This is a genomic window from Frigoribacterium sp. CFBP 8766, assembly GCF_014841435.1.
Taxonomy (GTDB): Bacteria; Actinomycetota; Actinomycetes; order Actinomycetales; family Microbacteriaceae; genus Frigoribacterium.
Window position 1 is genome coordinate 38346 of the sequence record NZ_JACYTX010000009.1, and the last position, 26385, is coordinate 64730.

Consider the following 26385-nt stretch of genomic DNA (forward strand, 5'->3'; position numbering starts at 1 on the left):
AGGCGACCGNCGACGCCCGGCTCGAGCTGCGTCCCGGCCGGGTCACGGCGCTCGTCGGCCCCAACGGCAGCGGCAAGTCGACGCTGCTCCGCACCGCCGCCCGGCTGCAGCGGGCGCGGGCGGGGACGCTGTCGCTCGAGACGACTCAGCCCGACGCCGCCGCGTCCACCGACGGCCTGGCGCTCTCGGTCCGCGACTTCGCCCGGCACGTGGCCCTCCTCACGCAGGGACGCCCGGTGCCGAGCGGCCTCAGCGTGCGCGACGTCGTCCAGTTCGGCCGCTACCCGCACCGCGGGCGCTGGGGCAGGGCCGACCCGGGAGGCGCGGCGGCCGTCGACCGGGCCCTGCAGCTCACGGGTGTGGAGGGCTTGGCCGAGCGCGGCGTCGACCAGCTCTCCGGCGGGCAGCTGCAGCGGGTCTGGCTCGCCAGCTGCCTCGCGCAGCAGACCGGGGTGCTGCTGCTCGACGAGCCCACCACCTACCTCGACCTGCGCTACCAGGTCGAGCTGCTCGACCTGGTGCGCGACCTCGCCGACGAGTCGCAGATCGCCGTCGGCGTCGTGCTGCACGACCTCGACCAGGCCGCGGCGCTCGCCGACACGGTCGTGCTGCTGCACGAGGGCCGCGTCCGAGCCACGGGCACGCCCGCCGACGTGCTGACCCCCGACCTCCTCTCCGAGGTCTGGGGCATCGACATCGAGGTCGACACCGATCCCTCCACCGGCCGGCTCCGCACCCGTGCGGTCGCCCGTCACCACACCAGAACCGAGAGGCTCCACCCATGACCAGCAGACGACGCGTCCTCGCCGTCACCGCCCTCGCCGCCTCGGCCGCCCTCGCGCTCGCCGGCTGCGGCACCACCGAGGAGGCGGCCGGCGGCTCGACCACCGGCTCGGGCTCGGGCGAGCAGATCACGCTCACCGACGGCACCGGCACCGAGATCACGCTCGACGGCCCGGCGACGAAGGTCGTCGGCACCGAGTGGAACGTCGTCGGCGACCTCGTCTCGCTCGGCGTCGAGCCCGTGGGCGTCGCCGACGTCGAGGGCTACGAGGCGTGGTCGTCGGCCGTGCCGCTCACCGGGGACCCGACCGACATCGGGACCCGCGGCGAGCCCAGCGTCGAGACCGTCGCCTCCCTGGCTCCCGACCTGATCGTCGCGACCACCGACCTGCCCGCGGACGCCGTCGAGCAGCTGCGCGACATCGCGCCGGTGCTGCAGGTCGTCTCGGCCGACGCCTCCGACCAGATCGGCCAGATGGAGACGAACTTCGGGATGATCGCCACGGCGACCGGCACCGGAGAACGGGCCGACCAGGTGCTCGACGCCTACACGAAGGCGGTGCTCGACGGCGAGCGGGCCCTGGCCGACGCCGGCTTCGCGGGGACGAGCTTCGCGTTCGCGGACGGCTACGTCGACGCCGGCCAGGTGAGCATCCGTCCCTACGCGCCGGGCTCGCTGATCAGCGAGGTCACGACCACTCTCGGGCTGCTCAACGCCTGGACGCTCGAGGGCGACCCGGCCTACGGCCTCGCCTCGACCGACGTCGAGGGGCTGACGCAGCTGCCCGCCGACACCCAGTTCCTCTACTTCTCGAACGCCGTGGACGGCGACCCGTTCGCCGACACGCTCTCGTCGAACGCCGTGTGGCAGTCGCTGCCGTTCGTGCAGTCGGGCGACGTGCACCGCCTGCCCGACGGCGTCTGGGTCTTCGGCGGACCTGCCTCGATGACGGCCTACGTGAACGCGCTCGTCGAGACGCTGACGGCCTGATCCGGTGACCGTCACGGAGCCGGCGCCCGTCGCCGACGCGGCACCCGTCGCTGCGGACCGGCAGGAGGTGCGGGTCACGACCCTGCCCCGTGCCGGCCTCGGCGCCGTGGCGGTCGTCGTCGTGCTGGCGGCGGTCGTCGTGCTCCTCGCCCTCGTCGACGTCACGCAGGGCACCGCGGCGGTCGGGCCGCGCGAGGTGTGGCGGGCCCTGACCGGCTCCGCGACCGCGGGCGACGCCTCCGTCGTCGTGGCGTCGCGCCTGCCGCGGATGGCGGCGGCGATCCTCGTCGGAGTCGCCCTGGGCGCCGCAGGGGCGGCGTTGCAGACCGTCAGCCGCAACGTCCTCGCGTCGCCGGACACCCTCGCGGTGAACGCCGGCGCGTACGCGGCCCTCGCGGTCGCGTCGGTGACCGGCCTCTCGCTGCCGCTGGTCGCCTCCTCGGGCATCGCGTTCGTCGGCGGGCTGCTCGCCGCGGGCGTCGTCCTCGCCCTGTCGGGCCTCGGCTCGGGGTCGGTCCGGCTCGTGCTCGCGGGCAGCGCCCTCGCGCTGGGGCTCGCCAGCGTGACGAGCGCGCTGCTGCTGCTCTTCCCCCGCGAGACCGCGGGGCTCTACCAGTGGGGACAGGGCAGCGTCGGGCAGAACGGCTTCTCGTCGGTCGCCCAGATGGCCCCGGTCGTGCTCGTCGGCCTCGTCGTCGTGCTGCTCATGACGCGCCGGCTGGACGCTCTCGGCCTCGGCGACGACGCGGCCCGCAGCGTCGGGGTCGACGTGCGCACCACCCGCGTCGTCACCGTCGTCGCGTCGGTGCTGCTCTCGGCCGGGGCGGTCACCGTCGCCGGGCCGATCGGCTTCGTCGGGCTCTGCGCCCCTGCGTTCGTGCGGCCGCTGCGGCGGCTCGTGCCGAGCGTCCGCCGCACCTGGGTCTTCGTGTCGCTCGCCGGGCTCGCCGGCGCCGTCGTGGTGCTCGCCTCGGACGTGCTGCTGCGCGCCGTGGTGGGGGCGGAGGCGTCGGTCCAGGTGCCGACCGGCATCGTCACGTCGATCGTCGGCGCGCTCGTGCTCGTCGTGCTGGCCTTCCGGGCGGCGGACCACGGCGGGTCGACCCCGACCGAGCAGCACCGTGTGGTCTCGCGGCGTCGCTTCGCGCTCGTGCTCGCCGCGCTCGTGGTCGTGCTGGTCGGCGTGGCCGTCGCGGGCGTGCTGCTCGGCGACGCCGTGCTGCTGCTCGGCGACGTCGCCAACTGGGCGACCGGGCGCGCCGGGCCGGTCGTCGGCTACGTGCTGGACACCCGGGTGCCGCGGGTCGTCGCCGCCCTGCTGGCCGGCGCGGCGCTGGCCCTCGCCGGGGGGCTCGTGCAGTCGGTGACGCGGAACCCGCTGGCGGAGCCGAGCATCCTCGGCGTCTCCGGGGGAGCCGGGCTCGGCGCCGTCGTCGCGGTGACGAGCGTGCCCGCGATCTCGGGCTGGGGCGTCGCCGGGGCCGCGTTCGCCGGGGCCGTCGTCGCGGCGGTGGTCGTCTTCGGCCTGGCCGCACGCGGCGGGTTCCCGCAGAACAGGCTCGTGCTGATCGGCGTCGGGGTGGCCGCCGCGGCCGCCGCCGCCATCAGCCTGCTGATCGTCCTGACCGACCCCTTCAACGGCGCGAAGGCCCTGACCTGGCTGTCGGGGTCGACCTACGGTCGCTCGTTCGCCGACTCGGTGCCGGTCGCCCTCGCGCTGGTCGTCGGCCTCGTCGTCGCGGGGACGAGCCACCGGGCCCTCGACCTCGTCGCCCTCGACGACGACACCCCCCGGCTGCTCGGCGTCTCGCTGTCGAGGTCGCGCCTGCTCTTCCTGTCGCTCGCGGTGCTGCTGACCGCCGCCGCGGTCGCCGCCGTCGGGGGGGTCGGGTTCGTCGGGCTCGTCGCCCCGCACGCCGCCCGCTCGCTCGTGGGAGCCCGACACGCCCGCGTGCTGCCCGTCGCCGTCGTGCTCGGCGCGGCGCTCGTCGGCCTCGCGGACGTCCTCGGCCGCACCGTCATCGCCCCGGCCCAGCTCGGCGCGGGGCTGCTCACGGCGCTGATCGGGACGCCGTACTTCGTCTGGCTCCTCTGGCGCGGCCGCGCCGCCCGCCAGCGCTAGCCCCTGTCCCTCCTGCCGCCGCCGTGCCCTCCCTCCTGCCGCCGCGCCTCCTGCCACCAGGCCTCCTCTTCCCCCTCCCGTCGCTCCTCCCGCCCCTGTCACCACCGAGTGGTCCGAATTCGGCCCTGCTGGTGGTCTGGACGACCATTCCTGACCACTCGGCCGGGCTGGGCGTCGAGACGCCCGGCGGCGGCTGGCGAGTGGTCCGCATCGGGCCCTGTCGGCCGTCTGGACGACAGTTCCTGACCACCCGGCGAGGCGGCGGCGTCAGACGACGCACAGCCGAGGGCGTTGTCGGAGGCGGGGCGTAGGTTCCGAGCATGTCCGAGACGCCTGCTGCCGACGTCCCCGCCCGCGCACGGCTGATCCTGCCCGGGCAGTACGGCGACGAGTTCGACGACGGCGGCCCCGTCGTCGTGGTCGAGGCGCGCGACGCCTTCACCCGTCGGCCGATGCACCGCGCGAAGGCGCACCTCTGGCTCTCCGCGCTGCGGCACCGGGTCGCCGCGCTCGGCGACCGGGCGACCCACGTGCAGGTCGAGACCCTCGACGAGGTGCTCGACGACGCTGCCGGGCTCGGCCCGTTCGAGGTCGTCGACCCGCCCGACCGCCAGCTCCGCGCGGCCGTCCGCCGAGAGGGCCGCGACGTCCGCGTGCTGCCGAGCCGCGGGTTCGTGACGAGCGAGGAGGAGTTCGCGACCTGGGCGGCCTCCCGCAAGGGGCGCCTCCTGATGGAGAACCACTACGAGACCGTCCGTCGTCGAGAGGACTGGCTGATCGAGGGCGACGGGCCGGCAGGCGGCAAGTTCAGCCTCGACGAGCAGAACCGCAACCCGCCGCCGAAGGGCGCGACGACGCTCGGCCTGCCCGACCCGGTCTGGCCCGACGAGGACGAGATCGACGACGCGGTCCGCGCCGACCTCGACGCGTGGGCAGCCGACGGCAGCGTCGTGTTCGTCGGGGCCGACGACCGGCGCCGGTTCGCGGTCACGCCGGCCGAGGCCGAGGCCGCCCTCGACGACTTCGTCGAGACCCGCCTCGGCGACTTCGGCCCCTTCGAGGACGCGATGCTCTCGAACGACTGGACGATGTCGCACTCCCTGCTCAGCGTGCCGATGAACCTCGGCGTGCTCGACCCCCGCAACGTGATCGAGCGCGTGCTCGAGGCCCATGCCTCAGGAGGCGCGCCCCTCACGAGCGTCGAGGGCTTCGTCCGGCAGATCGCCGGCTGGCGCGACTACGTCTGGCACCTGTACTGGCACCTGGGCGAGTCGTACACGACCGACAACAACGCCCTCGGCGCGACCGAGCCGCTGCCCCGGTGGTGGCGGGAGGTCGACGCGACCGAGGTCCAGGCCGAGTGCCTGCGCAGCACCCTCGACACGGTGCACCAGCACGGCTGGACGCACCACATCCAGCGGCTGATGATCCTCGGCAACTGGGCGCTGCAGCGCGGCTACCGGCCGGCCGAGCTCACCGACTGGTTCACGGACGTCTTCGTCGACGGTACCGAGTGGGTGATGCCGGCGAACATCGTCGGCATGTCCCAGCACGCCGACGGGGGAGTGGTGGCGACCAAGCCCTACGCCGCCGGGGGCCGCTACATCCACTCGATGAGCGACCACTGCGGCTCGTGCCCGTTCTCACCGACCGTCCGGGTCGGGCCGAAGGCGTGTCCGTTCACGGCGGGCTACTGGGCGTTCCTCGACCGGGTCGAGCCGGCGCTGCAGGGCAACCCCCGCATGATGCGTCCGCTCCAGGGTCTCCGCCGGCTCGACGACCTCGACGAGGTGGTCGCGCAGGAGGCGGCGCGCACGACCCCCTGACCGGTCGCGTCCCGCTCGGCTCGCGCCCCGCCTCGCCGTACCTCGACCCCGGACGGCTGCCTGGCCGTCGAACGAAGCACCAGAACTGGGGGCGTCCTCGATTCCCTCCCCGGGGCCTCGGGCTGCGAACATCGTGCAGACCCGACGCGACCCCGAGGAGGCCACGATGACCGAGCAGGAACGACGCCGACCGCTGTTCGTCGACGACGTCACCGACCCCGGCGTGTGGGAGGCGGCCGCCGAGCGGCGTGCGCTCGCCGCTTCGGCCCGTCGCTCGTTCGCCCGCCGCACGGCGGACCACCTCGGCGAGGCGCTCGGCGTCAGCGCCGCGCCGCGGGTGCTGCTCGACTCGGCGGACGACGCGCAGGTCCCCGCCCTCTGAGCTCCTGCTGCTCTCAGCGACGCGGTCGCCGACACGGTCGCGAGTCAGCTGGCGGACGTGCCCGCCGCCTCCTCGTCGTCCGTGACGAGCTCGCTCTCGTCCGTGTCGTCGAGCTCGTCGTTGCCGGCCGCCTCGATCCAGTCGGTCGCGTGGTCCGAGAGGTAGAACTCCTCGGCGTCGACGTCGGCGGCCCAGTCGTCGTCGGCCGTCGGCTCGCCCGTGACGGCGGTGATCTGCTCGAGCACCCAGGCGGGGACGACCTCGCCCGCGTTGTCGATCAGCCACTGTCGGGTCGAGGGGACGAGCTCGGACCACCATTCGTCGATGCGCATGCACCGAGCCTGTCACGTCCGGGGTCCTCGGCGCTCGCCCGGGCCTCCTCGTGTCGAGGATCAGGTGTCGGCGTCGTGACGCGTGACCGCTGCCGGGCAGGCGGCGTCTCGACGACAGGCACGCCTGAGTCCTCGACACGTCGTGCCGCAGCCGCGCTCGTCTCCACGCCGAGCTCGTCTCGCTCGTCGAGCTCGCTCGGCAGGCTGAGGTCGACGCGCGCGCCGCGTCGGTCGCGCACGCCGCGTCGGCCGCGCCGCAGCGCAACTCAGGAGGCGGGCATCGCGGACTCCTGATCCGTGCACGACTCAGGACCCACGCTCCCCCCGCCGCGCAACGCAGGACAGATCTTCCTGAATGAGGAGAGAACCGTGGGGCAGCCGGCGGTCACCAGCCGCGGGTGAGGCCCTCGAGCCCGAGGTCGAACGCGACGACGACGTCGTGGTCGGGCTGGAGCAGCATCTGCAGCTGCAGCCCCATGTACAGCGCGACGACGCTCGTCGACAGCGCGGCGACGTCGGTGCCCGCGGGCACCTCGCCCTGGCTGAGGTCGAACGCGAGCCCCTGGAACACCATCGCGTGGAAGTCGCGGTAGCTGTCGCGGACGAACCGTCCCGAGAGGTCGCCCGCGTCGGCCGAGCCGATCGAGAGCGTCATGAGCGAGCGCGACAGCCCGCGGTGCACGTTGCTGTGCGCGACGAGTCCGCGCACGAAGCCGAGCGTCGCCGCGCCCGCCGTCTCGCGGGCGACCTGCTCGAAGCGGTCGAGGTTCCACCGGTCGACGGCGGCGAGCACGAGCCCCTCCCACGACGGGAAGTGCCGCTCGACGCAGGCAGGCGACATGCCCGCGGTCCGGGCCACGGCGGAGACGTCGGTCGCGTCCCAGCCGACGGCGTCGAGCGTCTCGACGGTGGCGGCGACGATGCGCTTGCGGTCCGCGACGCTCGTCTCGAACGCGCTCGGTTCGTGGTGCGCGGTGATGGTGCTCACGCGGTCTCCTCGGTGGCTGGCGGCCGCGGCGGGTGGGTGAGTCCCCGCCTGTCGTCCGTGTCCCCAGCTTGGAGCAGGCAGCCGGTCCCGACCACCCCCTCCGCGCCCCCAACCCGGGTGCCACGCGGCGGTCCCGCAGACGGCACGGAATGCGCCGGCCAGGCCAGGAAGAGGCGCGACGCGGGCCCCGGGGAGGCGCGGCGCGAGCCCCCGAGGAGGTGCCCGTCAGCCCTGCCGCGCCGCCCACTCCTGCGAGTGCTCGGCCTGCTCCCGCGTGAGGTCGGTGACGCCGCCGCAGTTCGTGCACTGCACGTGGTACCGCTTCGACACCGTGAACAGCGGCACGAAGAACAGCGTGAAGCGCGTCGAGCGGCGGGCGACCTGCTGGTCGACGGTGCGTCCGCAGAACCGGCAGGCGAAGACGACGACGGTCAGCAGGGCCTGGCGGACGGAGGTGCCGAAGAGCAGGAACATCCCCCGACGCTACCGAGGCCCCGGCCGCCGACGTTCAGCGAGCGCTGGCGCCGAGCTCCGACCCCAGCTGCGAGTCGAGCGCCGCGAGCTCGGCGACGAACCGCTCGCGCAGCGCCGCCTTCTCCGCCGCGGGCAGCCACGACGCGTCGACGCCGGCGAGGGCCATGCCGCGCACCTGGTCGGCGCTCGCGCCGATCTGCTCCGCGACGATGCGGTACTCCTGGGCGAGCGAGGTAGGGAACATGCCCGGGTCGTCCGACGCCGGGACGACGTTCAGCCCGGCGTCGAGCATCGCGGCGATCGACGCGCGGCGCCACGGCCGCCACGAGCGACGCGACGTCGTCGACACGACCGTGAAGGCGACCTGCTCGTCGCGCATCCGCGCCACGACGTCGTCGTCCTCGAGCACGTAGTACCCGTGGTCGATGCGGTCGCAGCCGAGCTGGTCGAGGCAGGTGATCGTGTTCACCGCGGTCGGCGAGTGCTCCGACGAGTGCGCGGTGCGGCCGAGGCCGGCCTCCCCGGCGAGTCGGTAGGCGTCGACGAAGCGCTCGGGCGGGCCTGCGGTCTCGAGGTTGTCGAGCCCGATGCCGGCGACGTACTCGTGCGGGTGGTCCACCACCTGCTGCACGAGGGCGAGCGCGTGCTCGCCCGACTGGCTGCGGTCGATGCCCTGGATCATCCGGCCCGTCATCCCGAAGTCGCGCTCCGCCATGCGGATGCCCTCCGCGTACGCCTCGACGGAGCCGGCGTAGCCGAGCGACTCGAGGTGCGGCGGCACGGCGTCGAAGAACAGCTCGAGGTGACGGGTCCCGCTGCTGCGGTGCGCCTCCTCGAAGGCCTCGTACGTGATGCGCGTCAGGTCGTCCGCGTCGCGGAGCACCTCGACGACCCACTCCGACGCCTGGAACAGCGAGTACGACACGTCGGGCTCGCCCTCGCTGCGGCCCTGCGGCACGGGGATCCGCGTGTCGCGGTAGAGCGCCGGGTCGGGCGGCAGGGAGTTGATGTCGGCGAAGATCCGCTCGGGCTCGGCGGGCAGCGCGAGGCCCTCCCGCCGGGCGAGCTCGGCGAAGGTGGACGCCCGCACGGTGCCGATCAGGTGGCAGTGCAGGTCGGTCTTCGGCATCCGGTCGAGGTACCACCCCGGCAGCGAGGAGGCGGTCGAGGAGCCAGCGGTCGGCGAGCCGGCGGCAGGCGAACCAGCGGTCCGCGAGCCGGAGGGCACCGGGTCGGAGGTCAGGAGGCGTGCGTCGGCACCCATCAGCGCGACGTCACTTCACGAGCGAAGCGGTCGACCCACTCGGCGCGCGTCGGGACGAGCTCGGTCGGGTCGAGCGTGGCGTAGCCGGCGGCGATCGGGTCGGCGGCGATGTCGCCCACGACGTCCTGGATGGTCGAGGGGACGGTCGCGTCGGGGTTCACGGGCAGGTCGCCGACGATCTCGGCGGACGACGACTGCGCCTCGGCCGACAGCAGGTAGTCGATGAACTGCGAGGCGCCGTCGACGTTCTCGGCGCCCGTCGGGATCATGGCGCGGTTGGTGGCCATGTACTTGCCGGTCGCGGGCGGCGTCCAGGCGACGGGCTCGCCCGAGGCGACCAGGTCGGTGGCGAAGCCGCTCAGCGCGTCGGCGGCGACGATCTCGCCCTGCGTCAGCAGGTTCGTGACCTCGGTCGACGAGCTGTAGAACTGCAGCACGTTGGGCGACCACTCGCCGAGCTGCTCGAGCGCGGCGTCGATGTCGTAGGGGCCGTCGCCGAACTCGGAGGCGACGCCCGAGACCATCAGCTGGCCGGCGGTCACCGAGATGTCGGGCAGGGCCACGCGGCCCTCGAGGTCGGAGTCGCCGTACAGCGACCAGTCGGCGGCCTCGTCGGCGTCGAGCTCGTCGGTCGAGTAGAGGGTGCCGTTGAGCTGGTAGCTGTAGGCGGGGCCGACGTAGGCGTCCTCGGTGGCGAAGTCGGCGATGGCCTCCAGGTTCGGCACGTCGGCCGCCTCGACCTGCTGGAACAGGTCGTCCTCCTGGCCGAGGGCCGCGTAGTAGTCGCTGATCAGCATGACGTCGATGCCGGGGTCGCCGTCGGCGAGCTGCAGCTTCGACAGCCGGTCGGCGTTCGAGCCGGTCTCGATCTCGACCTCGATGCCGGTGGCCTCGGTGAACGGGTCGACCACCGCCTCCTGGAACTCCTCGACGCCGAACGGGAACGTGCTGACGACGATGCTCTCGGCGTCCGACGACGAGGCGTCGCCCGACGAGCAGCCGGCGAGCACGACGGCGGAGACGGCGAGGCCGGCGGCGAGGGCCAGGGGCCGTGTGCGGGAGGTGCGGGTCATGGTGGTCCTTTCGAGGAAGGGCAGAGGAGGTGCGGGAGGCGCGGAGGGCCGGAGGCGCGGGAGCGGTCCAGGGGAGAGGGGCGGAGCGGAGGGGCCAGGTGAAGGAGGCGCGGGCCGGCTCAGTCGGCCAGCGCGACGAGCCGGGACACCGGCGCGGTCACGACGACGTCGTCGCCGGGCGCGAGCGACGACGTTCCTGTGGCCCGGACGTCGGAGACGAGCCGCACGCGAGCGCCCGAGGCGTCGATCGCGGCGACGGTGACGAGCAGGTCGACGCCGCGGTACGCGACGTCGGTGACGGTGCCGGGGAGGTGCAGGCCGGCCGCGGCCGGTGCCGCCGCCCGACCCGCGCCTCCTGCGGTCGGCTCGACCACCAGGTGCTCGGGCCGCACCGTCAGCGAGGTGCCGTCGGCGGCGGCGACGAAGTTCTCGTAGCCGAGGAAGTCGGCGACGAAGCGGTTCGCGGGGGCAGGGAACACGCTCTGCGGGGCGCCCTGCTGCATGATGCGTCCGGCGCGCATGAGGACCATGTCGTCGCTCATCTCGAGGGCCTCGTCCTGGTCGTGCGTGACGAGGACGACGGTGAGCCCGGTCTCGCCCTGGATGCGGCGGATCTCGGCGCGCATCTGGACCCGGAGGCGGGCGTCGAGGTTCGAGAGCGGCTCGTCGAGCAGCAGCAGCTTCGGCCGGATCGCGATGGCCCGGGCCAGGGCGACGCGCTGCTGCTGGCCGCCGGAGAGCTTCTTCGGCTTGCTCGCCGCGAGGTGCCCGAGGCCGACGAGGTCGAGGGTCTCGGCGACCCGACGGGTGCGCTCGTCGGCGGGCACCCGGCGCAGCTTCAGGCCGTAGCCGACGTTCTCGGCGACCGAGAGGTGCGGGAACAGCGCGTACGACTGGAACACCATGCCGAGCCCGCGCTTCTCGGGCGGCGTGCGGGTCATGTCGTCGCCGTCGATCAGGATCGTGCCGTTCGTCGGGGCCGAGTAGCCCGCGAGCATGCGCAGCGTCGTCGTCTTGCCGCAGCCCGAGGGGCCGAGCAGGGTCGTCAGGGCTCCGCGGCGGATCGAGAGGTCGATGCCGTCGACGGCGGTGAAGTCGCCGAAGACCTGGCTGACGCCGCGCAGCTCGGCGGCGGGGCGCTCGGCGGCGGCGTGCTCGGCGCTGGCGTGCTCGGTGACGGGGCGGGTGCCGGCGGGGTCTGGGGTGCTCACTTGTTGATGCCTCCGAAGATCTTGGCGAAGCCGACGGTGCGCTCGGCGACCACGGCGACGACGACGGTGGCCGCGAGGATCAGCGTGGCCATCGCCGCGACCATGGGGTCGTAGCTCTGCTGCACGTAGTCGAGCATCGTGACCGGCAGGGTGCGGAAGTCGCGGCTCTGCAGCAGCAGCGACAGGGGGACGTTGTTGAACGAGGTGACGAAGCTGAGCAGCGCCGCCGAGAAGATGCCGGGCCGCAGCAGCGGCAGCGTCACGGTGAAGAAGGCGCGGACCGGGCTGGCGCCGAGTCCGCGGGCCGCCTCCTCGAGCGACGGGTCGGCGAGGGCGAGGGAGGCGCCCGTCACCCGGACCGCGTACGGCATCATCAGCGCGGTGTGGCCGATCAGCAGCGTGGGGAAGTTCGCGAGCCCGAAGCCGATCATCAGCTGCTGGTAGAGCGCGAGGCCGACCACGAGCTCGGGCACGATCAGCGGCGAGAGGAACATGCCCTCGATCAGGCCCTTGCCGGGCAGGCGTCCGCGGTGGATCGCGAGGGTGACCGGCACGCCGACCGCCAGCGCGATGACCGTGGCGAGCACGGCGAGCTGCAGGCTCGAGACGAGGGCGCCGGTGAAGGGCGCGTACGTGACGGCCTTCTCGAACCACTGCAGCGAGAAGCCCTGCGGCGGGAACGTCAGGGTCCGGCCGCCCGTGAAGGCCGTCGCGACGACGAACAGGATGGGCACGATCATGACGACGTAGCCCGCGACGGCGAGGGTGCCGGCGACGGGACGGCCGGTGCCCGGGGTCTTGCTGCTGCGGGCCGGCTTGCTGTCGCGGACGGCATCGGCGCCGACGGTCGCGCTGCTGTCGGCGGTCGTGCTGGTGCGGGGCGTGCTGGTGCGGGTCACTGGGTGGCTCCCTTGCGAGCGACGAGCGACGAGAGGCCCGAGACGACGAAGACGAGCACGGTCATGATCAGGGCTGTGGCGGAGGCGCCTGCCCAGTCGATCGTGACGCTCGAGTACGAGAAGAGCTGGGTGCTGAGCATGCGCTGGCTCGACCCGCCGAGCAGGTAGGGGGTCGTGTACGCGGTGACCGAGCCGGCGAAGACGAGCGTCGCCGCGACGACGATGCCCGGGCTCGAGAGCGGGACGACGATGCCCCAGAAGGTCCGCGACCGGCTGGCGCCGAGGCCGCGGGCGGCGTCGTCGAGGCCGGCGTCGACCTGGGCGACGGCCGAGTAGCACGAGATGATCGCGAGCGGCAGGAACAGCTGCGTGAGGCCGAGGACGATCGCGAGCTCGGTGTAGAGCAGCTGAGGGGCGCGGTCGACGAGGCCGAGCCCGACGAGCAGCTGGCCGATCGCGCCCTGGGAGCCGAGCACGACGAGCCACCCGAAGGTGCGGACGACGTTGCTGAGCAGCAGCGGGAAGATCGCGAGGGCGAGCAGCACGCTCGACCAGCGCGACGTGGAGCGGGCCAGCAGGTACGCGATCGGGAACCCGAGCACGACGCAGACCACGGTGACGATCAGCCCGAGGCCGACGGTGCGGCCGATGATCCTCAGGTCGTACGGGTCGGTGAGCATCTGGCCGACGCGGCCCAGCACCTCGCCCGTGCCCACGCCGGGAGGGGCGACGAGCATCGCCAGCGACGGGACGAGGAATCCGACGAGCAGGAAGGCGAGCCCGGGCAGCAACAGCAGCAGGGCGGTCTTGCGAGTGGTCACGACGAGCCTTTCGTGGCGGTCGGGGTACGACGTTCGTACGGGGCCGCCTCGTCGGCGCCCAGGTCGCCGAGGGGGGCGGCGACAGGGGAGTCGAGGAGGCGGTGCAACCGGTTGTGCAACCGGTCTCATCAACCATAGGGTCCCCCTGGGGGCAGCACGACCACCGCGTGTAACGATCATGTGAAACGTGGTCTGGCCGTGCCCCTAGGCTCGCTGCAGGCACGAAGACGGAGGGGACGCGCATGTCGACACTGGCCGACGTCGCCGCGCTCGCGGGGGTCTCCAAGGCGACCGCCTCCCGCGCCCTCAGCCGTCCCGAGCTGGTGCTGCCCGAGACCGCGGGCCGTGTGCTCGCCGCCGCCGAGCAGCTCGGCTTCGTCGCGAACCGCGCTGCGCGCCAGCTCGCCCGGGGTCGCAGCGGGCTGATCGCCCTGGTCGTGCCGACGCTCGAGAACTCGTACTTCACGCCCGTGATCGCGGGCGCGCAGGCGCTGGCCGGCGAGCACGACGTGCAGCTGACCGTCGCCGTGCACCCGCTGGCGCACCCGGACGAGCTCGTCGCGTTCGAGCGGCTCTCGGCCCAGGTCGACGGGTTCATCGTGGTGGCGCCCCGCGGGCCCGACGAGGTCGTCGCGGCCGCCGCCTCCTCGAAGCCGACCGTGCTCGTCGACCGCGAGGTCGCCGGGCTCTCGTCGGTCGTGGCCGACACCGCCGCGGCGTTCGGCTCGCTCGTCACGCGCCTGATCGACGACGGCCACGATCGCATCGTCTACGTCGGCGGACCGGAGGGCTCGTGGCAGGACGCCCAGCGCACCGAGGCCGTCACCCGTGCCGCGCACGGACGCGCGTCGCTCGTGCGGCTCGGGCCGTTCCCCTCCACGTTCGCGGCGGGGGTCTCGGTGCTGCCCGCGGTGCTCGAGGCGCGAGCGACGGCCGTCGTGCCCTACGCGACCGCGATCGGGCTGGGGCTGATGTTCGCGCTGGGAGACCGGCCCGCCTCCTCCCGGGTCGTCGTCAGCTCGGAGCGCATGGTCGTCGACTCGCTCGGCCTCGTCGGGGTCCCGGCGATCGACGTCGACGGCGACGAGCTGGGCCGCGTCGCGACGGGCCTGCTGCTCGACCTGGTCGACGGCCGAGGAGGCGCGGGCACGGAGCGCGCACAGCGTCGCCTCCCCGTCCCGGTGCGCTGGCCTGCCGGGGCATGACGCTGCCCGGAGTGCCCGGCAGCCGGTCGTTCATCGGGACACTTTGCGCGACCATGTTCGGCCGGCTGAGGCCAAGTGGTGCCTGGCCTGCGGATTCGCGTATGCCTGTCCCGCAAAAATGCCCGGTGAAGGGGGTACAAACGCTACAGTCCTTGAATGCTCATCGGATACGCGCGTGTGTCGACCTCGGGACAAGATCTCGCAGCACAACGTGACGGTCTTGCAGCACTGGGTGTTGACGATCAACACGTGCATGTGGACCACGGGCTGTCGGGAACAACTCGAGCCCGCCCGGGCCTCCGGGAAGCGCTGGCGGCATGCCGTGCCGGCGACGTCTTGGTCGTCACCAAGCTTGATCGACTTGCCCGGTCGCTGCGCGACGCGACGGACATTGCGGACGAGCTGACGAAAAAAGGCGTCGCCCTGAACCTCGGGGGAGCGGTCTATGACCCCACCGACCCCGTCGGTCGGCTCCTGTTCAACGTCCTCGGCATGGTGGCCGAGTTCGAAGCCGACCTCATCCGCGCCCGCACCCGCGAGGGCATGGCGATCGCCAAGGCCGCCGGCAAGCTCCGTGGTCGCAAGCCCAAGCTCACCGCCTCGCAGGAGAAGCACCTCGTGCAGCTGCACCGCACCGGTGCGCACACCACGAGCGACATTGCCGAGTTGTTCGGCGTTGCCCGGTCGACGGTCTATCGAGCGATCCAAAGAGCAGAGCAGGCCTAGATGGCACCCGGAAGAACGGAACCGCCCCGCCGAGAGCGGCTGAGGAACGGCCGCCGCCGTCCAGCGCCACCGCGGACACGCGCTGAACGAGACGAGTGGCGACGGGCTCGCGCCAACAGTGGAGCTCCTGCCTGGTGGCCTCGATCGTCATTGTGGCTGTGGAGGTGGTTTGTCCGGCCCGTCCTGCGGTTCTTTGAACGCTTCCTACGCTTCGTGTTCGACGGCCTGTAGGACCCAACACTGGTCCATTAGCCCATCGGCCACCGGGGGCGACCTCGTAGGGTCGTTGCATGGATCAGGGCGAAGTTGTCGAGCATGTCGCGCTTAGGGCCCGGTCGGCAGGCCGCCCGGTTGTGGTCGGTATCTCGGGCTTCTGCGGGTCGGGGAAGTCCACGCTTGCGCGCCGGATGGTCGAGGCTCTGCCTGGCGCAGTGAGGATGCGCGGTGACGACTTTCTCGATCCCGCACGCTCTCACCTTCGCTCTGCAGACTGGGACGGAGTGGATCGGCAACGTCTTGTTTCGAGTGTCTTGGAGCCCTTCCGCGGCGAGCTGCAGGGCGAGTTCCGACGGTATGACTGGGCGGTAGGGGCCCTCGGCGCTCCGGAGCCGGTTCCTCGCGCCGAGATCCTCGTCGTCGATCTCATCGGCCTTTTCCACCCTGAGGCCCTGCCTTCCCTCGACGTCACGGTCTGGTGCGATGTCGAGCTCGACGTCGCCGTCAGCCGCGGCATGGCCCGCGACAGGGAACTAGGCCGACGCCACGAGGCGTTGTGGACCGACGTCTGGGCTCCGAATGAACGCGACTTCGCCCAGGAGTTCATGCCGCGAGAGCACGCAGAGATGCTGTACGCATCGTCTCAGTAGGGGATCCCCCACTGGATCACTTGCTGTGGGGCGAGCGCACTCGGAGAGGACGCCGTCGTGGTCGTTCCGTGTCGTCGGTGAGCGTGGGCGGAAACGGTCCCTAACGTCGTAGCGTCTAGGGATGCAGCAGCCCAGGGGCCTCGATCAGCTCGTATCGGAATGGCGGAGCTCCGGACCAGGACGTGCGCGCTTCGTGCCGGGCTTCGACCCATCAGGTGGAGGAGCAGCGGCGACAGTTCTCGTGCTGATGGAATCACCCGGTCCTGCCACGATCAAGCAGGGCGAGGACGCGATCAGCAGTGAGGACAACCCGGGGCCGACGGCGTCTGCGTTCAGGCGAGCACGGATCGAGTCGGGTCTGGGCAGGAACGTCTACCTGCGATGGAACATCGTCCCGTGGGCCCTTGGTCGGGCGCCGACCGTCACCGATCTCGACGAGGCACGCCCTGCCCTGGCTCAGCTGCTCGTTTCTCTGCCGCAGCTGCGGGCGATCGTGACCTTCGGCACTCCGGCCCTGACGGGCGTGATGAGGTACTTCACCCTGGAACCGCGTGCGAGGGTCGTGCCCGTGCTCGCGGCACCCCATCTGTCGCCGGCGAACGCCACCCGCGCCGGCGAGAAGCACCTGCGGGCCGTCACGGCCCTACGGCACGCTTCGCTTCTCTGATCATCTCGGCGAGGAGTCGGGGCTGTGCTGCGACGCGGCGATCACGGCCAGGAGATCCTGCGCCCCGGCGCTCAGACCGGCCGACCACACGGCGCGGAACGGGCGCCTCAGGTCGACGGCTGCCGGGACGGTGACGAGGCGCCCGGCACGGAGGTCGTCCTCGACCAGCAACGAGCTGATGACTCCCGGACCCACACCGCCGGCGATGGCCGCCCGGATGGCGCCCGTCGACGACAACTGCGCAGCGGGTTCTGCCATCAGGGCAGGGTCGATCCCCAGGGCGAGCTCGAGGGTCCGGCGGGTGCCCGAGCCCGACTCCCGAGACACGAGCGGTGTGGATGCGAGATCCGCTGCCGTCACGGGTTCGGACTTCGATGCCCATGCGTGCCTCGGCGAGACGACGACGAGCAGTTCGTCGACACCCAGGACGGTCGTGGCGAGCCCGTCGGCCTCATCAGGGGTCTCCGTGAACCCGAGGTGCGCGCGCCCCGAACGGACCTCGTCGACGACCCAGTCGCTGTTGCCCGATTCCAGGCGTACCCGGACACGATCCGCTGCCGCTGTCATCCAGCGTGGCATCAGCGCCTCTGACACCGTCTGACTCGCCGCGACGAGGAGAGCGTCGGAGGCGCCGGTCATCAGGGTGTGCAGCGATCGTTCGAAGGTGGTCGCCGCCTCGAGCAGGGGTCGGCCCCACTCGCACACCAGGAGTCCGTGCTCGGTCAGCGCCGAGCCCGCCCGAGAGCGGACGAGCAACGTACGACCCAGCCGCCGCTCGGCGCCCGTGATGCGAGACGACGCCGCCTGCTGGCTGATGCCCACCGATGTCGCGGCCCGGCCCAGACTGCCCGATCTCGAGATCGCCTCCAGCAGTCGGAGCGTCTCGAGATCAACAGGGAGTCCGGTCACAAGGATCGATTGTGACACCACAAGCATCCGCCCGTATCGGCAGCCGGACGCACGTACGAAGATCGAGGCATGCCTGCCGCGATCACACCGACTGTCGCCCCTCCCCGCACGCACGGTCTGTTCCGCCAGCTCGAGCACCGCGGGCAGATCGTGTCGAACCTGACCCCGAACTGGTTCGCGTCGATCATGGGGACCGGCATCGTCGCCAACGCCGCGGCGACCCTGCCGTTGCAGTTCCCGGGGCTGCGCCCTGCCGCGACCATCGTCTGGGCACTGGCCAGCGTGTTGTTGGTCGCTCTCAGCACGGCGACCGTCATGCACTGGGTGCGTTACCGAGCCACCGCGCGGGGGCATCGACTCAATCCGGTGATGGCGCACTTCTACGGGGCACCGCCCATGGCGCTGCTGACCGTCGGCGCGGGCACCCTGCTCTTGGGCAGAGACGTCCTCGGTACGCCCCTGGCGGTCGGCATCGACTGGGTGTTGTGGACCATCGGTACGGTGCTCGGCCTCGTCAGCGCGATCGCGGTCCCGTACCTGACGTTCACCCGGCACGACACGGCCCCCGACAGTGCGTTCGGCGGCTGGCTCATGCCCGTGGTTCCCCCGATGGTGTCTGCCTCGACCGGTGCGCTGCTGCTGCCCTTCCTGCCCGCGGGGCAGGCCAGGCAGAACATGCTCTGGGGGTGCTACGCGATGTTCGGGTTGTCGTTGCTGGCGTCGATCGTGATCATCACGCTGATCTGGTCACGCCTGGCCCAGCACAAGATCGGCCCGGCCGGCATGGTCCCGACCCTCTGGATCGTCCTCGGCCCCCTGGGGCAGTCGATCACCGCGGCCAACCTGCTCGGTGGCAACGCCCACCTCGCCGTCGACCAGGGAACCTCGCACGCCCTGTTCGTCTTCGGGCTCGTCTACGGTGTGCCCACTCTGGGATTCGCCCTGATGTGGGCGGCACTGGCATCGGCCATCACCCGCCGCACCATCCGCCAGGGGCTCCCGTTCTCACTCACCTGGTGGTCGTTCACCTTCCCCGTCGGCACCTGCGTGACAGGCCTGAACGGTCTGGCCCTGCACACGGGACTCGTCGCGCTGCAGGTACTGGCGGTCGTGTTCTACATCGGGCTCGTCGGGGCCTGGGTCACGGTCGCCGTGCGCACCTTCCACGGCAGCGTCATACGCGGAACGCTCCTCGCGCCTCCCCGTCCCCTGCCCTGACCGCGGACGACGAGGGTGCGTGGGGGAGTGGCTCAGATCGAACAGGCGTCGTTCCAGTCACGGCGATAGGCCTCGGGGTCACTGACGTCGACGATGGCCGAGGCGGCGCCCTTGGGCTCGTCACGCGACCGGTAGCTCTCGAACGCCACCGCACTGCGGTCGTTGCTCGCCGGATCACGCACCCCGGAGGCTTCGACCCACAGAGTCCAGTTCCACCGCGTCCGGACGCCAGGCTGCAACGCGCCTTCGCCGACGACCAACAGCACGTCCGTGCCGGCGGGTGAAGACTCGAAGTCTGCGCCCGTGAATGATCGGACCGACGACGTGAGGCCTCTCGCGCTGATCTCCCGAGCTAACTGACTGCCCATGTCCGAGAGATGCTCGCCAGCATCGCCATCCACAGCCACGATGCCTCCACCGGACGGAAGCTGACTCAGCATCTCGGAAACCAAGTCATGGATGACGGTGTTGCTCATGATGCTTTCTCCTGCTCACTCGTTCGTCGAAACGGAAAAGGGAGTCGGCGGCCGCCGACTGATGCGGCTGCACGAAGCGGTCGCGAACCTGATGCAACCACGAGCATGCGCCGACGTTCAGCCCTGTAGAAGCGCGTGCTTGGAGCGCCCGATAGGGGATCGGGCACCGGACGCGTTATCGACTCAAGATCATCGAGAGTGCGAGCCCGTTCAGAGGGTGCTCGTGCCCCCAGCGGCCGCGCCATCGCTAGGGTCAGGACATGGACGAGGCCGACAGAGAACTCCTCCGCGAGGCCGAGGCTGAAGTGGCAGCGCTGCCCCACCGCAACCCCCTCACCGACCTGCCACCCCGCCCGGGCGGCGGCCCCGCTGCCGAGACCGCGCCGACCGGTCGGGCTCGCTTGCTCGCCCCGCTGACCCTCATCGTCTGCTTCGTCACGGCCTGTGCCGAGGGTTCGTGGCTGTGGTTCTCCGCCGCAGACTGGACCTCCTCGTTGTGGTTCGCCGTGCCGTTCCTCCTGGTTGCCTCGATCGTGCTTGCAATCGTCGCCGGAGCTCTGGGCGGCCGCGCTGGCCGGTGGGCAGGAGTCTGCGGTGGCATCGCCGTCGTACCGCCCGTGTGCTTCGTGGTGTCGCTACCCCTGGCGCTCTTCGCGTAGTTCAACCCGGCTAGGGCCGATCAGCTGCACGATGATGCCCGGGCGGCGTCTGTGTGACGGGGTGCGCTGTGGGCGTCGAAGGCGCCGACGCGGAAGGCCGGGGTACGGTCTCGCCATGGGGGAAGACGAATGCGAGCTGTAACTGCTGGGGTGGTGGTGGTGGTGGTTGGGGCGTCACTGGCAGGATGCGCGGCGACTGTCCCTATGAGCTCAGCCGACGAGGCCAACGCAGTGGGGTGCGCGCAAGTCACAGTGCATCTTCCTGAGACCATCGCTGAGACCGAAGTGAAACGTGAAACAGACGCCCAGGCCACTGGTGCTTGGGGTGAGCCCGCATCTGTCCTGCTTCGCTGCGGGGTCACAGAGCCAGGTCCCACGGATCTGCCGTGCTACACGATCCAGGGAGTGGATTGGATCGTCGACTCCCCACCAGACGACCCTGACACCGCCATCCTGACCACCTATGGCCGCTCTCCAGCCGTTGAGGTCGTCTTCGACACAACGACGCTGACGGGCGCTAGCGTCATGGGAGACCTAGCCGATGCCGTCGGGTACCTTCCGGCCAACGGGCGCGCATGCACGAGCGCCGAAGACTTAACCTCCTGAGCCAGGCGTACGGATGCGAAATCGCGGCACGAGCCTTTCGTAGCCAGCCCTGACGTGAGCCGCCTCTGATGGCTTGGCGCCGTAGACCGACTCCCTGCGTCTAGAGCGGGCCAACCCCAACCCAAAGGGCCGGCAGCGACGTGGTGAGCAACAATGCCGCCGTTCCCAGGCTCACGACGGCTAGGGGCCGGCGTGTTTCGCGTCGGATGCAACTGGCGATCGCGAGGCCAAGGGAGGTGGCGGACATGATGCCGACAGGTACCCAGGCCGCGAGAAAGATCGGGTAGAGGAACAGCCAGCCTTCGTTGTCCCAGAGGACGACCGGGGCCCACATCGTGGCGTACAGGATGACGTAGGAGATGAGAGCCACAAGGGCCACGATGCCGGCTGCCACGGCAAAGGAACTGGCGGCCACGAGACGAGACGGGCCGGTACGGGGTTCATGGGTTTGGCCAGGCCGCTCCGGGGTGGTCGTCACGATCGAAAGCTAGCAGTCCCCGATGCGGCGTCAACCGCCGGTCGACACCTCAGCATCGATTACTGGCGCCCGATAGGGGATCCCGCACCGGGATGGTCGTCACGGTCGGGAGTTGGGCCCCTTGCACCCGTAGTCGTCTCCGAACGCCTCATGAACGCGGTTTCGCGCCTCTCCGCTGCCCCACTCGTCGACGGTCTCGCAGTTGTCAGACGTCCGCGTAGCGAAGACGCCGTAAGTCCCCACCCCGACGTACGTGTAGACCGGTCCGACGTTGCCGCCGGGCTGAGCGGCCCCGGTACCGATGTCGGCGGGCAGATCGAAGACGAAGCCGTCAGGGAAGACCAACCGAGATCCACCCGGCGCGCATGAAGCGTCCTCGTTCAGGGACTCCACCATCACGTCCTCGAACGTCGTGCAGTCCGCGATCGCAGACTCGGCTGCGTCGAGCGTCAGGACCCCCTCATGGCTGCAAGCAGCGAGGGTCAAGAGGCCTGGGACCAGAGCCAACGCCACACAGCGTCTCCTTCTCATGGCCACACCCTAGGGGGCGGCCGGTCTCGCAAGCCGGACACTGCTTCGAAGGGACGCCACTGGCCGTGCCCGATGGGCGACCGTCCTGCGGCCGCACCTGAGTGGACCTGTGGGCGTTCTCGCGGCCAGGATGAGGCGATGACAGAGCTGCAGGGCGCCGCCGTGGTCGTCGCGCCCCTGTTCGCGATCTTCGGTGTCTGTTTCATCGTGTTCCACCAGCACATCTCCGACGCCGCTCGCAGGGCCTACGAGGACCAGGGGCGGCGGATCGGCCCCCAGGCCCAGTCGCCAGGGCTGATGATCGTCGGCGGGATCGGCATGCTCATCATCTCTACGGTCATCGTGCTCTACGCCTTCACCGACGTTTTTCCGTCTCCTCCTCCGCAGTAGCCCTCATCGGGAGCGCTGTCCGTTAGACGATCGGCTCTAGGACAGATCGCGAAACCTGCATACTCGCTCCATGAGCAATCCCGCAGGCGCTTCCGGCCGTGCCGTGCGGCGGCGGCTGCGAGAGACATCGTGCCCGGACTGCGAACACTCATGGGAAGAGCACGGGGGTTCGACGTTGGAAGGGCCGGCGGCCTGTGGGGAGTGCGAGTACGAAGAGGACCACGGGCAGCAGGTGCCTGGTCAAGAGAAGTGCTGGAACAGCGTGCCCCATGCATTGTTCGTGAGGCCGACGGCCCGTGAGCTAGAGCGAGCAGCGCCACTCCGCAGAAAGATCCTCCGGCGTTTCGGGCATTTGATGCTGGCGGTGCGGCATCTAGTAAAGCGTTGGCCCTGACCAAAGGTGCCCGATAGGGCATCGGCGTCCCGCACACTGGGTCTCATGCAAAGGGAGGTGTCTCTCGTCCTCTTCGAGGGTCAGTCGTGGCCGCTTCGCGAGAACATCCTGCTCAATGACGAGGCGCGAACTACCTACTCGCCAGAGGAGTACGGGCTTTCTGCACGGCTGACGCAGCAGCTCTACGACTGGACCGAGTGGTGGCACACCCACGAGATGCGTCAGTCTCCTAGCCATGACCGGTGGGCGGCTCGGTTAGCTCGAGACCTGCAAGCTGAGCTCGGCCCAGAATTCGTCGTACTTCTCGACTAGGCGCCCTGAACAGCAAGTTCGGGTCGAATGCCCGATAGTCGATCGCTGGTCGGGCCCTCGCAGTGGGGTGTCGCGACGAGGTTAGCTACATGCCATCCTTCGACCGTGCGCCCTCGATCGCTCTGCATGCCCGTCGTGACCCTCTGCGCTGTCAGCCTCGTCGGGTGCTCCGAGGACGCTACCGGTGACCAGGCCGGCGACATCGCTCTGTGGCTCGACCAGGCGCCTTCAGCGGTCCAGGGCGACGGCGAATATCTGGCCGTCTTGGCATCGCTTGTCGAACGGGGCGAGGAAGCAGACGGTGACGAGATCTCGGCGGCCTTCAAGGAGCCCGTGACGATCAGGGGAGTCGAACTCGAGTGTTTCGGCGACGGATCCGTTGAGGGGCTGTTCGGTCTGACGTCGGCTGCGGGTGCCGTCGATATGACGTCCGCCCGTGCGAGCTGCGCCGAGGGCGTGCTCGAGCTGGACATCCCGGAGTCGTCCCGCGAGGGCGTGACGAGAGTCAGCTTCTCCTCGGTGGCGAGCAACGAGAAGGGCGCGTGGCGCGTCATCGTCCGATAGGGGATCCACGAGCGGTCAAAGATGCCCTCGGTATGGACCGCCCACGTGGGCTTGCTGAGGGCGGGGCAGATTCTCGGGCCGCTCAGGCGGACCGGAGTGTCTCAAACGCGGCGGTCAGCACCTCGTGAACGCCTCGTGTTTCACCGGGTTGCGCCCAGACGGCAAGGGCGCTCGAGAACGTACTGATGCTGACTCCCACGAGAACCTGTGCTCGGAGGTCGATGTCGAGTCCTACCAACCTGTCGGCAACGATCGGCTCGAGTAGGGCGGCCCAAGCTAGGTGCTTCTCGGCATTCCGAGCGTGCAGAGACGGGGCATCCGCCAGTAGCCGCACCGCGATCTTGTCTCGCTCGGTCTGTGGGCGGGTGCGAAGCATCGCGCCGTAAGCGGCCTCGAGTGACTTCAATATCGGTTCGTCCTGGGGCCGCGCCAGAAGAGCATCCCTGACTACCGAGCCGTAGGCGCTGAGGCCCCCGACCACCATGTCCTCCTTGGCCGGGAAGTACCGATGAACGCTGCGAACCGAGACGCCGGCGGCCGAGGCAATCTGCTCGACCGTCACGCCGTCGAAGCCTCGTTCTGAGATCAGGTCGATTGCGACGTCCGCGAGTTGCTGGCGAACCGCGTCGCGGGCGGCGGCCCGCAAGCCGCCAACAAGTTGCTTATTCTCCGCCATGAGAGCTACTCTACAGCTGCCACAAGTGGCAGACTCTGCCACGTAAGGCGGAATCTGCCTGGCTGATAGAGGAGACACACATGAAGCAACGGAACCTCGGAGGCCAAGGCCTGACAACGTCACTCCTGGGCTATGGCTCGATGGATAGCGGTCTGGGAAACGGTGGCACGTACGACGACGCATCGATCGCCGCTATCCGCCAGGCATACGACAGCGGCGTCACGCACTTCGACACCGCGGAGCTCTACGGATGGGGCCGTGGTGAACGCCTCCTCGGCACCGCTCTCGCTCCGGTCCGTGATGAGGTGACGATCGCCACGAAGTTTGGCTTCACACCGTCCTTCGGACAGGACTCGCGGCCCCGACACATCCGCGACGTGGTCGAGAAAAGCCTCAGGGCCTTGGGGACGGACCGCATCGATGTCCTCTACCAACACATCCACGATCCAGCGGTCCCGATCGAGGACGTCGCCGGCGTGATGGCCGAGCTCGTGAACGAGGGCAAAGTGAAGTACCTCGGGCTCTCGAACACGACACCGGAGAATGCTCGCCGCGCCCACGCGGTGCATCCGATCAGCGTTGTCCAAGTGTCCTACTCGCTGTTCGATCGTGGGGCAGAGGAGTACTTCCCCCTGAGCGACGAGCTCGGATTCGGTGTCGTTGCGTATCGCCCCTTGGCACGGGGGTTCTTGACCGGCGGGGTGAAACCCCTCTCGGGCTACCCCGCTGATGACTTCCGACAGCGCAACCCCTGGTGGGCCGAAGGCAACTACGACGCGAACAGGAACATCGTCGACCAGCTCGATGCTCTGGCGCAGAACCGGGGCATGTCCTTGGCTCAGTTGGCACTGGCCTGGCTGCTCACCCGCCGGGCGAACATCGTGCCAATCCCGGGCTCGCGAAATGTTCAACGGGTCCTCGAGAACGCCGCAGCTGCCGACGTCGAGTTGAGCAGCAGCGACCTCGCACGGATCGAGACCATCGTGCCGAACGGTGCACACGTCTAGTTCGTCCCTCTCTTCCAACCGCCTCCTGGCGGCGACATCCTGACCACCACTGAAAGGCAAGATCATGCAGCACCGCACACTGGGCCAGCAGGGCCTCACCACGTCCGCCATCGGCTACGGATCCATGGGCATCTCCTCGTTCTACGGTCCCGGCGAAGAGGACGCCGGCGTCGCAGCCATCCGCAAAGCTCACGAGCTCGGAGTGACGCTCTTCGACACCGCTGAGATGTACGGCTGGGGCGAGAACGAGAAAGTCGTCGGCCGCGCGGTGAAGCCTTTCCGCGATGACGTCGTCATCGCCACCAAGTTTGGTTTCAAGCCGGACTTCAGCTTCGACAGCCGCCCCGAGCACATCCTCGAAGTCGTCGAGAACAGCCTCCGTTTCCTCGACATGGACTACATCGACGTTCTCTACCAGCACCGCCCGGACCCGAACGTGCCCATCGAGGATGTCGCCGGCACCGTCAAGGAGCTCATCGACGCGGGCAAGGTCAAGTACTTCGGCCTCAGCGAAGCGGGCCCGGACACGATGCGCCGCGCACACGCTGTTCAGCCCGTCTCGGTCCTGCAGACCGAGTACTCCCTGTTCGATCGAGAGATCGAGAAGCTCTTCCCCGTCCTCGACGAGCTCGGCATCGGGCTGGTCCCCTACTCGCCGCTGGGCCGCGGGTTCCTGACCGGAACCGCGAAGCCTGGTGTTGAGTACGACCCGTCCGACATGCGTCACACCGCGGCACGCTGGCAGCCCGGCAACTACGAGAAGAACCTCCACGCCACTCGCCAACTCGCCGAGCTCGGCGAGGCCAAGGGCGCCACCGTCGCACAGCTCGCCTTGGCATGGCTCCTCGCGCAGGGCGAGCACATCGTGCCCATCCCCGGTACACGCAGCGCCACGCGCGTCGAGGAGAACGCCGGAGCCGCCGACGTGACCCTCACCCAGGCAGACCTCGACCGCATCAAGGAGATCCTGCCCACCGGCGGGTTCGGATCCCGATTCCCCGCCGGCATGACCGCTGAGTGGGAGTGATCACCTCCTGAACACCCAGGGGGCGAGGAAGCTGCGCTGCCTCGCCCCCTGACCTCCGGGTCCCTGTTCCACTTCTAAGAAGGAGCACCACATGAAGATCCAGATCACTCTCCCCGATGGCGAGGCCACCGGAGAGATCGTCGACTCAGCGGCCGGCCACGAGCTCATGGCTCTGCTGCCCGTCACGATCGAGATGTACGACCTCTTCGAGCGGGAAAAGCCAGGCCCGCTCCCTCGCCCCTTGGTCACGGCCACCGACACGATGCTCACCTACAGCGTCGGCCAGATCGGCTACTGGGCCGACAGTCACGACATCATCTTCTTCACCGCTGATGACGGCAAGCTCGAGATCCCGGAACCCGGCATCGTCCACCTCGGCACCGTGACCAGCGGCCTCGAGATCATCGCTGATGCCGGCGACGCCTTCACCATCACGATCGACAAGCTCTAGCTACACGCAACAGCACAGCCCCCGACGGGCCGGATCGTTCACACGATCCGGCCCGTC

The 26385-nt window shown here is 70.3% G+C and carries 29 protein-coding genes and 1 pseudogene; 17 read left to right on the top strand and 13 right to left on the bottom strand.

The features are described from left to right. Positions 1-10 precede the first annotated feature (10 nt). The 5 genes and pseudogenes from IFT90_RS16210 to IFT90_RS16230 all read left to right on the top strand — a co-directional run. Positions 11-785, top strand: a pseudogene (locus tag IFT90_RS16210) (ABC transporter ATP-binding protein); the annotation flags it as partial. Further along, complete coding sequence (locus tag IFT90_RS16215; protein ID WP_192043252.1) at positions 782-1774, top strand: iron-siderophore ABC transporter substrate-binding protein; 993 nt, start codon at positions 782-784, stop codon at positions 1772-1774. The pseudogene IFT90_RS16210 and the gene IFT90_RS16215, both read left to right, overlap by 4 nt. A gap of 4 nt (positions 1775-1778) precedes the next feature. Further along, the gene (locus IFT90_RS16220; protein ID WP_192043253.1) at positions 1779-3896 is read left to right on the top strand and encodes a Fe(3+)-hydroxamate ABC transporter permease FhuB; all 2118 of its coding nucleotides are present in this window, start codon (positions 1779-1781) and stop codon (positions 3894-3896) included. Between the two features lie 320 nt (positions 3897-4216). Beyond that, a complete protein-coding gene (locus IFT90_RS16225) occupies positions 4217-5722 on the top strand; it encodes a cryptochrome/photolyase family protein (protein WP_192043254.1) in 1506 nt (501 codons plus the stop codon). Between the two features lie 166 nt (positions 5723-5888). Next, complete coding sequence (locus IFT90_RS16230; protein WP_192043255.1) at positions 5889-6104, top strand: hypothetical protein; 216 nt, start codon at positions 5889-5891, stop codon at positions 6102-6104. A gap of 44 nt (positions 6105-6148) precedes the next feature. On the opposite strand, the gene IFT90_RS16235 is transcribed toward IFT90_RS16230, so the two are convergent. From IFT90_RS16235 to IFT90_RS16270, 8 genes are all read right to left on the bottom strand, one after another. Beyond that, positions 6149-6436, bottom strand: coding sequence for a hypothetical protein (locus IFT90_RS16235; protein WP_192043256.1), 288 nt, complete (start codon positions 6434-6436; stop codon positions 6149-6151). 385 nt (positions 6437-6821) lie between these two features. After that, on the bottom strand, positions 6822-7424 hold the full coding sequence (locus IFT90_RS16240; protein ID WP_192043257.1) for a TetR/AcrR family transcriptional regulator: 603 nt from the start codon (positions 7422-7424) through the stop codon (positions 6822-6824). Between the two features lie 225 nt (positions 7425-7649). Continuing rightward, complete coding sequence (locus tag IFT90_RS16245; protein WP_123546918.1) at positions 7650-7898, bottom strand: zinc-ribbon domain-containing protein; 249 nt, start codon at positions 7896-7898, stop codon at positions 7650-7652. A gap of 34 nt (positions 7899-7932) precedes the next feature. Further along, entirely contained in the window at positions 7933-9162 is a 1230-nt protein-coding gene (locus IFT90_RS16250; RefSeq protein WP_244638884.1) for a hypothetical protein, read from the bottom strand. Beyond that, a complete protein-coding gene (locus IFT90_RS16255) occupies positions 9162-10235 on the bottom strand; it encodes an extracellular solute-binding protein (protein ID WP_192043258.1) in 1074 nt (357 codons plus the stop codon). The genes IFT90_RS16250 and IFT90_RS16255 overlap by 1 nt, the downstream gene beginning before the upstream one ends. A gap of 119 nt (positions 10236-10354) precedes the next feature. Next, complete coding sequence (locus IFT90_RS16260; protein ID WP_371741085.1) at positions 10355-11446, bottom strand: ABC transporter ATP-binding protein; 1092 nt, start codon at positions 11444-11446, stop codon at positions 10355-10357. Then, positions 11443-12345: an ABC transporter permease gene (locus tag IFT90_RS16265; protein WP_371741086.1), complete on the bottom strand. Its 903-nt coding sequence runs from the start codon at positions 12343-12345 to the stop codon at positions 11443-11445. The genes IFT90_RS16260 and IFT90_RS16265 overlap by 4 nt, the downstream gene beginning before the upstream one ends. After that, the gene (locus IFT90_RS16270; protein ID WP_233569004.1) at positions 12342-13166 is read right to left on the bottom strand and encodes an ABC transporter permease; all 825 of its coding nucleotides are present in this window, start codon (positions 13164-13166) and stop codon (positions 12342-12344) included. Before IFT90_RS16270 ends, IFT90_RS16265 begins: the two co-directional genes overlap by 4 nt. Positions 13167-13408: 242 nt before the next feature. On the opposite strand from IFT90_RS16270, the gene IFT90_RS16275 reads away from it, so the two are divergent. From IFT90_RS16275 to IFT90_RS16290, 4 genes are all read left to right on the top strand, one after another. Next, positions 13409-14371, top strand: a complete 963-nt coding sequence (locus IFT90_RS16275; protein WP_192043260.1) for a LacI family DNA-binding transcriptional regulator — start codon at positions 13409-13411, stop codon at positions 14369-14371. A 156-nt stretch (positions 14372-14527) separates the two neighbouring features. Continuing rightward, positions 14528-15097: a recombinase family protein gene (locus tag IFT90_RS16280; protein WP_185233100.1), complete on the top strand. Its 570-nt coding sequence runs from the start codon at positions 14528-14530 to the stop codon at positions 15095-15097. Positions 15098-15387: 290 nt separating this feature from the next. Then, the gene (locus tag IFT90_RS16285) at positions 15388-15963 is read left to right on the top strand and encodes a uridine kinase (protein ID WP_185233098.1); all 576 of its coding nucleotides are present in this window, start codon (positions 15388-15390) and stop codon (positions 15961-15963) included. Between the two features lie 121 nt (positions 15964-16084). Further along, complete coding sequence (locus IFT90_RS16290) at positions 16085-16630, top strand: uracil-DNA glycosylase (protein WP_043594580.1); 546 nt, start codon at positions 16085-16087, stop codon at positions 16628-16630. On the opposite strand, the gene IFT90_RS16295 is transcribed toward IFT90_RS16290, so the two are convergent. Then, the gene (locus tag IFT90_RS16295) at positions 16631-17677 is read right to left on the bottom strand and encodes a LysR family transcriptional regulator (RefSeq protein ID WP_192043261.1); all 1047 of its coding nucleotides are present in this window, start codon (positions 17675-17677) and stop codon (positions 16631-16633) included. Between IFT90_RS16295 and IFT90_RS16300 the strand changes: the two genes are divergently transcribed. Next, positions 17609-18757, top strand: coding sequence for a TDT family transporter (locus IFT90_RS16300; protein WP_043594582.1), 1149 nt, complete (start codon positions 17609-17611; stop codon positions 18755-18757). The genes IFT90_RS16295 and IFT90_RS16300 overlap by 69 nt on opposite strands. A 32-nt stretch (positions 18758-18789) precedes the next feature. Here the strand turns inward: IFT90_RS16300 and IFT90_RS16305 are convergent, their stop codons facing one another. Continuing rightward, positions 18790-19233: a hypothetical protein gene (locus tag IFT90_RS16305; RefSeq protein ID WP_054145818.1), complete on the bottom strand. Its 444-nt coding sequence runs from the start codon at positions 19231-19233 to the stop codon at positions 18790-18792. A 260-nt stretch (positions 19234-19493) separates the two neighbouring features. Here IFT90_RS16305 and IFT90_RS16310 point away from each other — a divergent pair, with 260 nt between their 5' ends. Both IFT90_RS16310 and IFT90_RS16315 read left to right on the top strand, forming a co-directional pair. Then, positions 19494-19892: a hypothetical protein gene (locus IFT90_RS16310; RefSeq protein ID WP_192043262.1), complete on the top strand. Its 399-nt coding sequence runs from the start codon at positions 19494-19496 to the stop codon at positions 19890-19892. Positions 19893-20021: 129 nt separating this feature from the next. Then, the gene (locus tag IFT90_RS16315) at positions 20022-20498 is read left to right on the top strand and encodes a DUF3515 family protein (RefSeq protein ID WP_192043263.1); all 477 of its coding nucleotides are present in this window, start codon (positions 20022-20024) and stop codon (positions 20496-20498) included. Between the two features lie 100 nt (positions 20499-20598). On the opposite strand, the gene IFT90_RS16320 is transcribed toward IFT90_RS16315, so the two are convergent. Then, positions 20599-20976 (bottom strand): hypothetical protein, encoded by a 378-nt coding sequence (locus IFT90_RS16320; protein ID WP_192043264.1) that lies wholly within the window; start codon positions 20974-20976, stop codon positions 20599-20601. 99 nt (positions 20977-21075) lie between these two features. Then, entirely contained in the window at positions 21076-21507 is a 432-nt protein-coding gene (locus IFT90_RS16325; protein WP_192043265.1) for a hypothetical protein, read from the bottom strand. A gap of 138 nt (positions 21508-21645) precedes the next feature. Between IFT90_RS16325 and IFT90_RS16330 the strand changes: the two genes are divergently transcribed. Then, entirely contained in the window at positions 21646-21897 is a 252-nt protein-coding gene (locus IFT90_RS16330; protein WP_192043266.1) for a hypothetical protein, read from the top strand. A gap of 832 nt (positions 21898-22729) precedes the next feature. Beyond that, positions 22730-23167, top strand: a complete 438-nt coding sequence (locus IFT90_RS16335; protein WP_192043267.1) for a hypothetical protein — start codon at positions 22730-22732, stop codon at positions 23165-23167. 82 nt (positions 23168-23249) lie between these two features. Here the strand turns inward: IFT90_RS16335 and IFT90_RS16340 are convergent, their stop codons facing one another. Beyond that, the gene (locus IFT90_RS16340) at positions 23250-23843 is read right to left on the bottom strand and encodes a TetR family transcriptional regulator (RefSeq protein WP_192043268.1); all 594 of its coding nucleotides are present in this window, start codon (positions 23841-23843) and stop codon (positions 23250-23252) included. Between the two features lie 80 nt (positions 23844-23923). On the opposite strand from IFT90_RS16340, the gene IFT90_RS16345 reads away from it, so the two are divergent. From IFT90_RS16345 to IFT90_RS16355, 3 genes are all read left to right on the top strand, one after another. Beyond that, positions 23924-24850, top strand: coding sequence for an aldo/keto reductase (locus IFT90_RS16345; protein WP_192043269.1), 927 nt, complete (start codon positions 23924-23926; stop codon positions 24848-24850). A gap of 64 nt (positions 24851-24914) precedes the next feature. Further along, positions 24915-25877 (top strand): aldo/keto reductase, encoded by a 963-nt coding sequence (locus tag IFT90_RS16350; protein WP_192043270.1) that lies wholly within the window; start codon positions 24915-24917, stop codon positions 25875-25877. Positions 25878-25968: 91 nt separating this feature from the next. After that, the gene (locus IFT90_RS16355) at positions 25969-26328 is read left to right on the top strand and encodes a cyclophilin-like fold protein (RefSeq protein ID WP_192043271.1); all 360 of its coding nucleotides are present in this window, start codon (positions 25969-25971) and stop codon (positions 26326-26328) included. Positions 26329-26385: the final 57 nt, after the last annotated feature.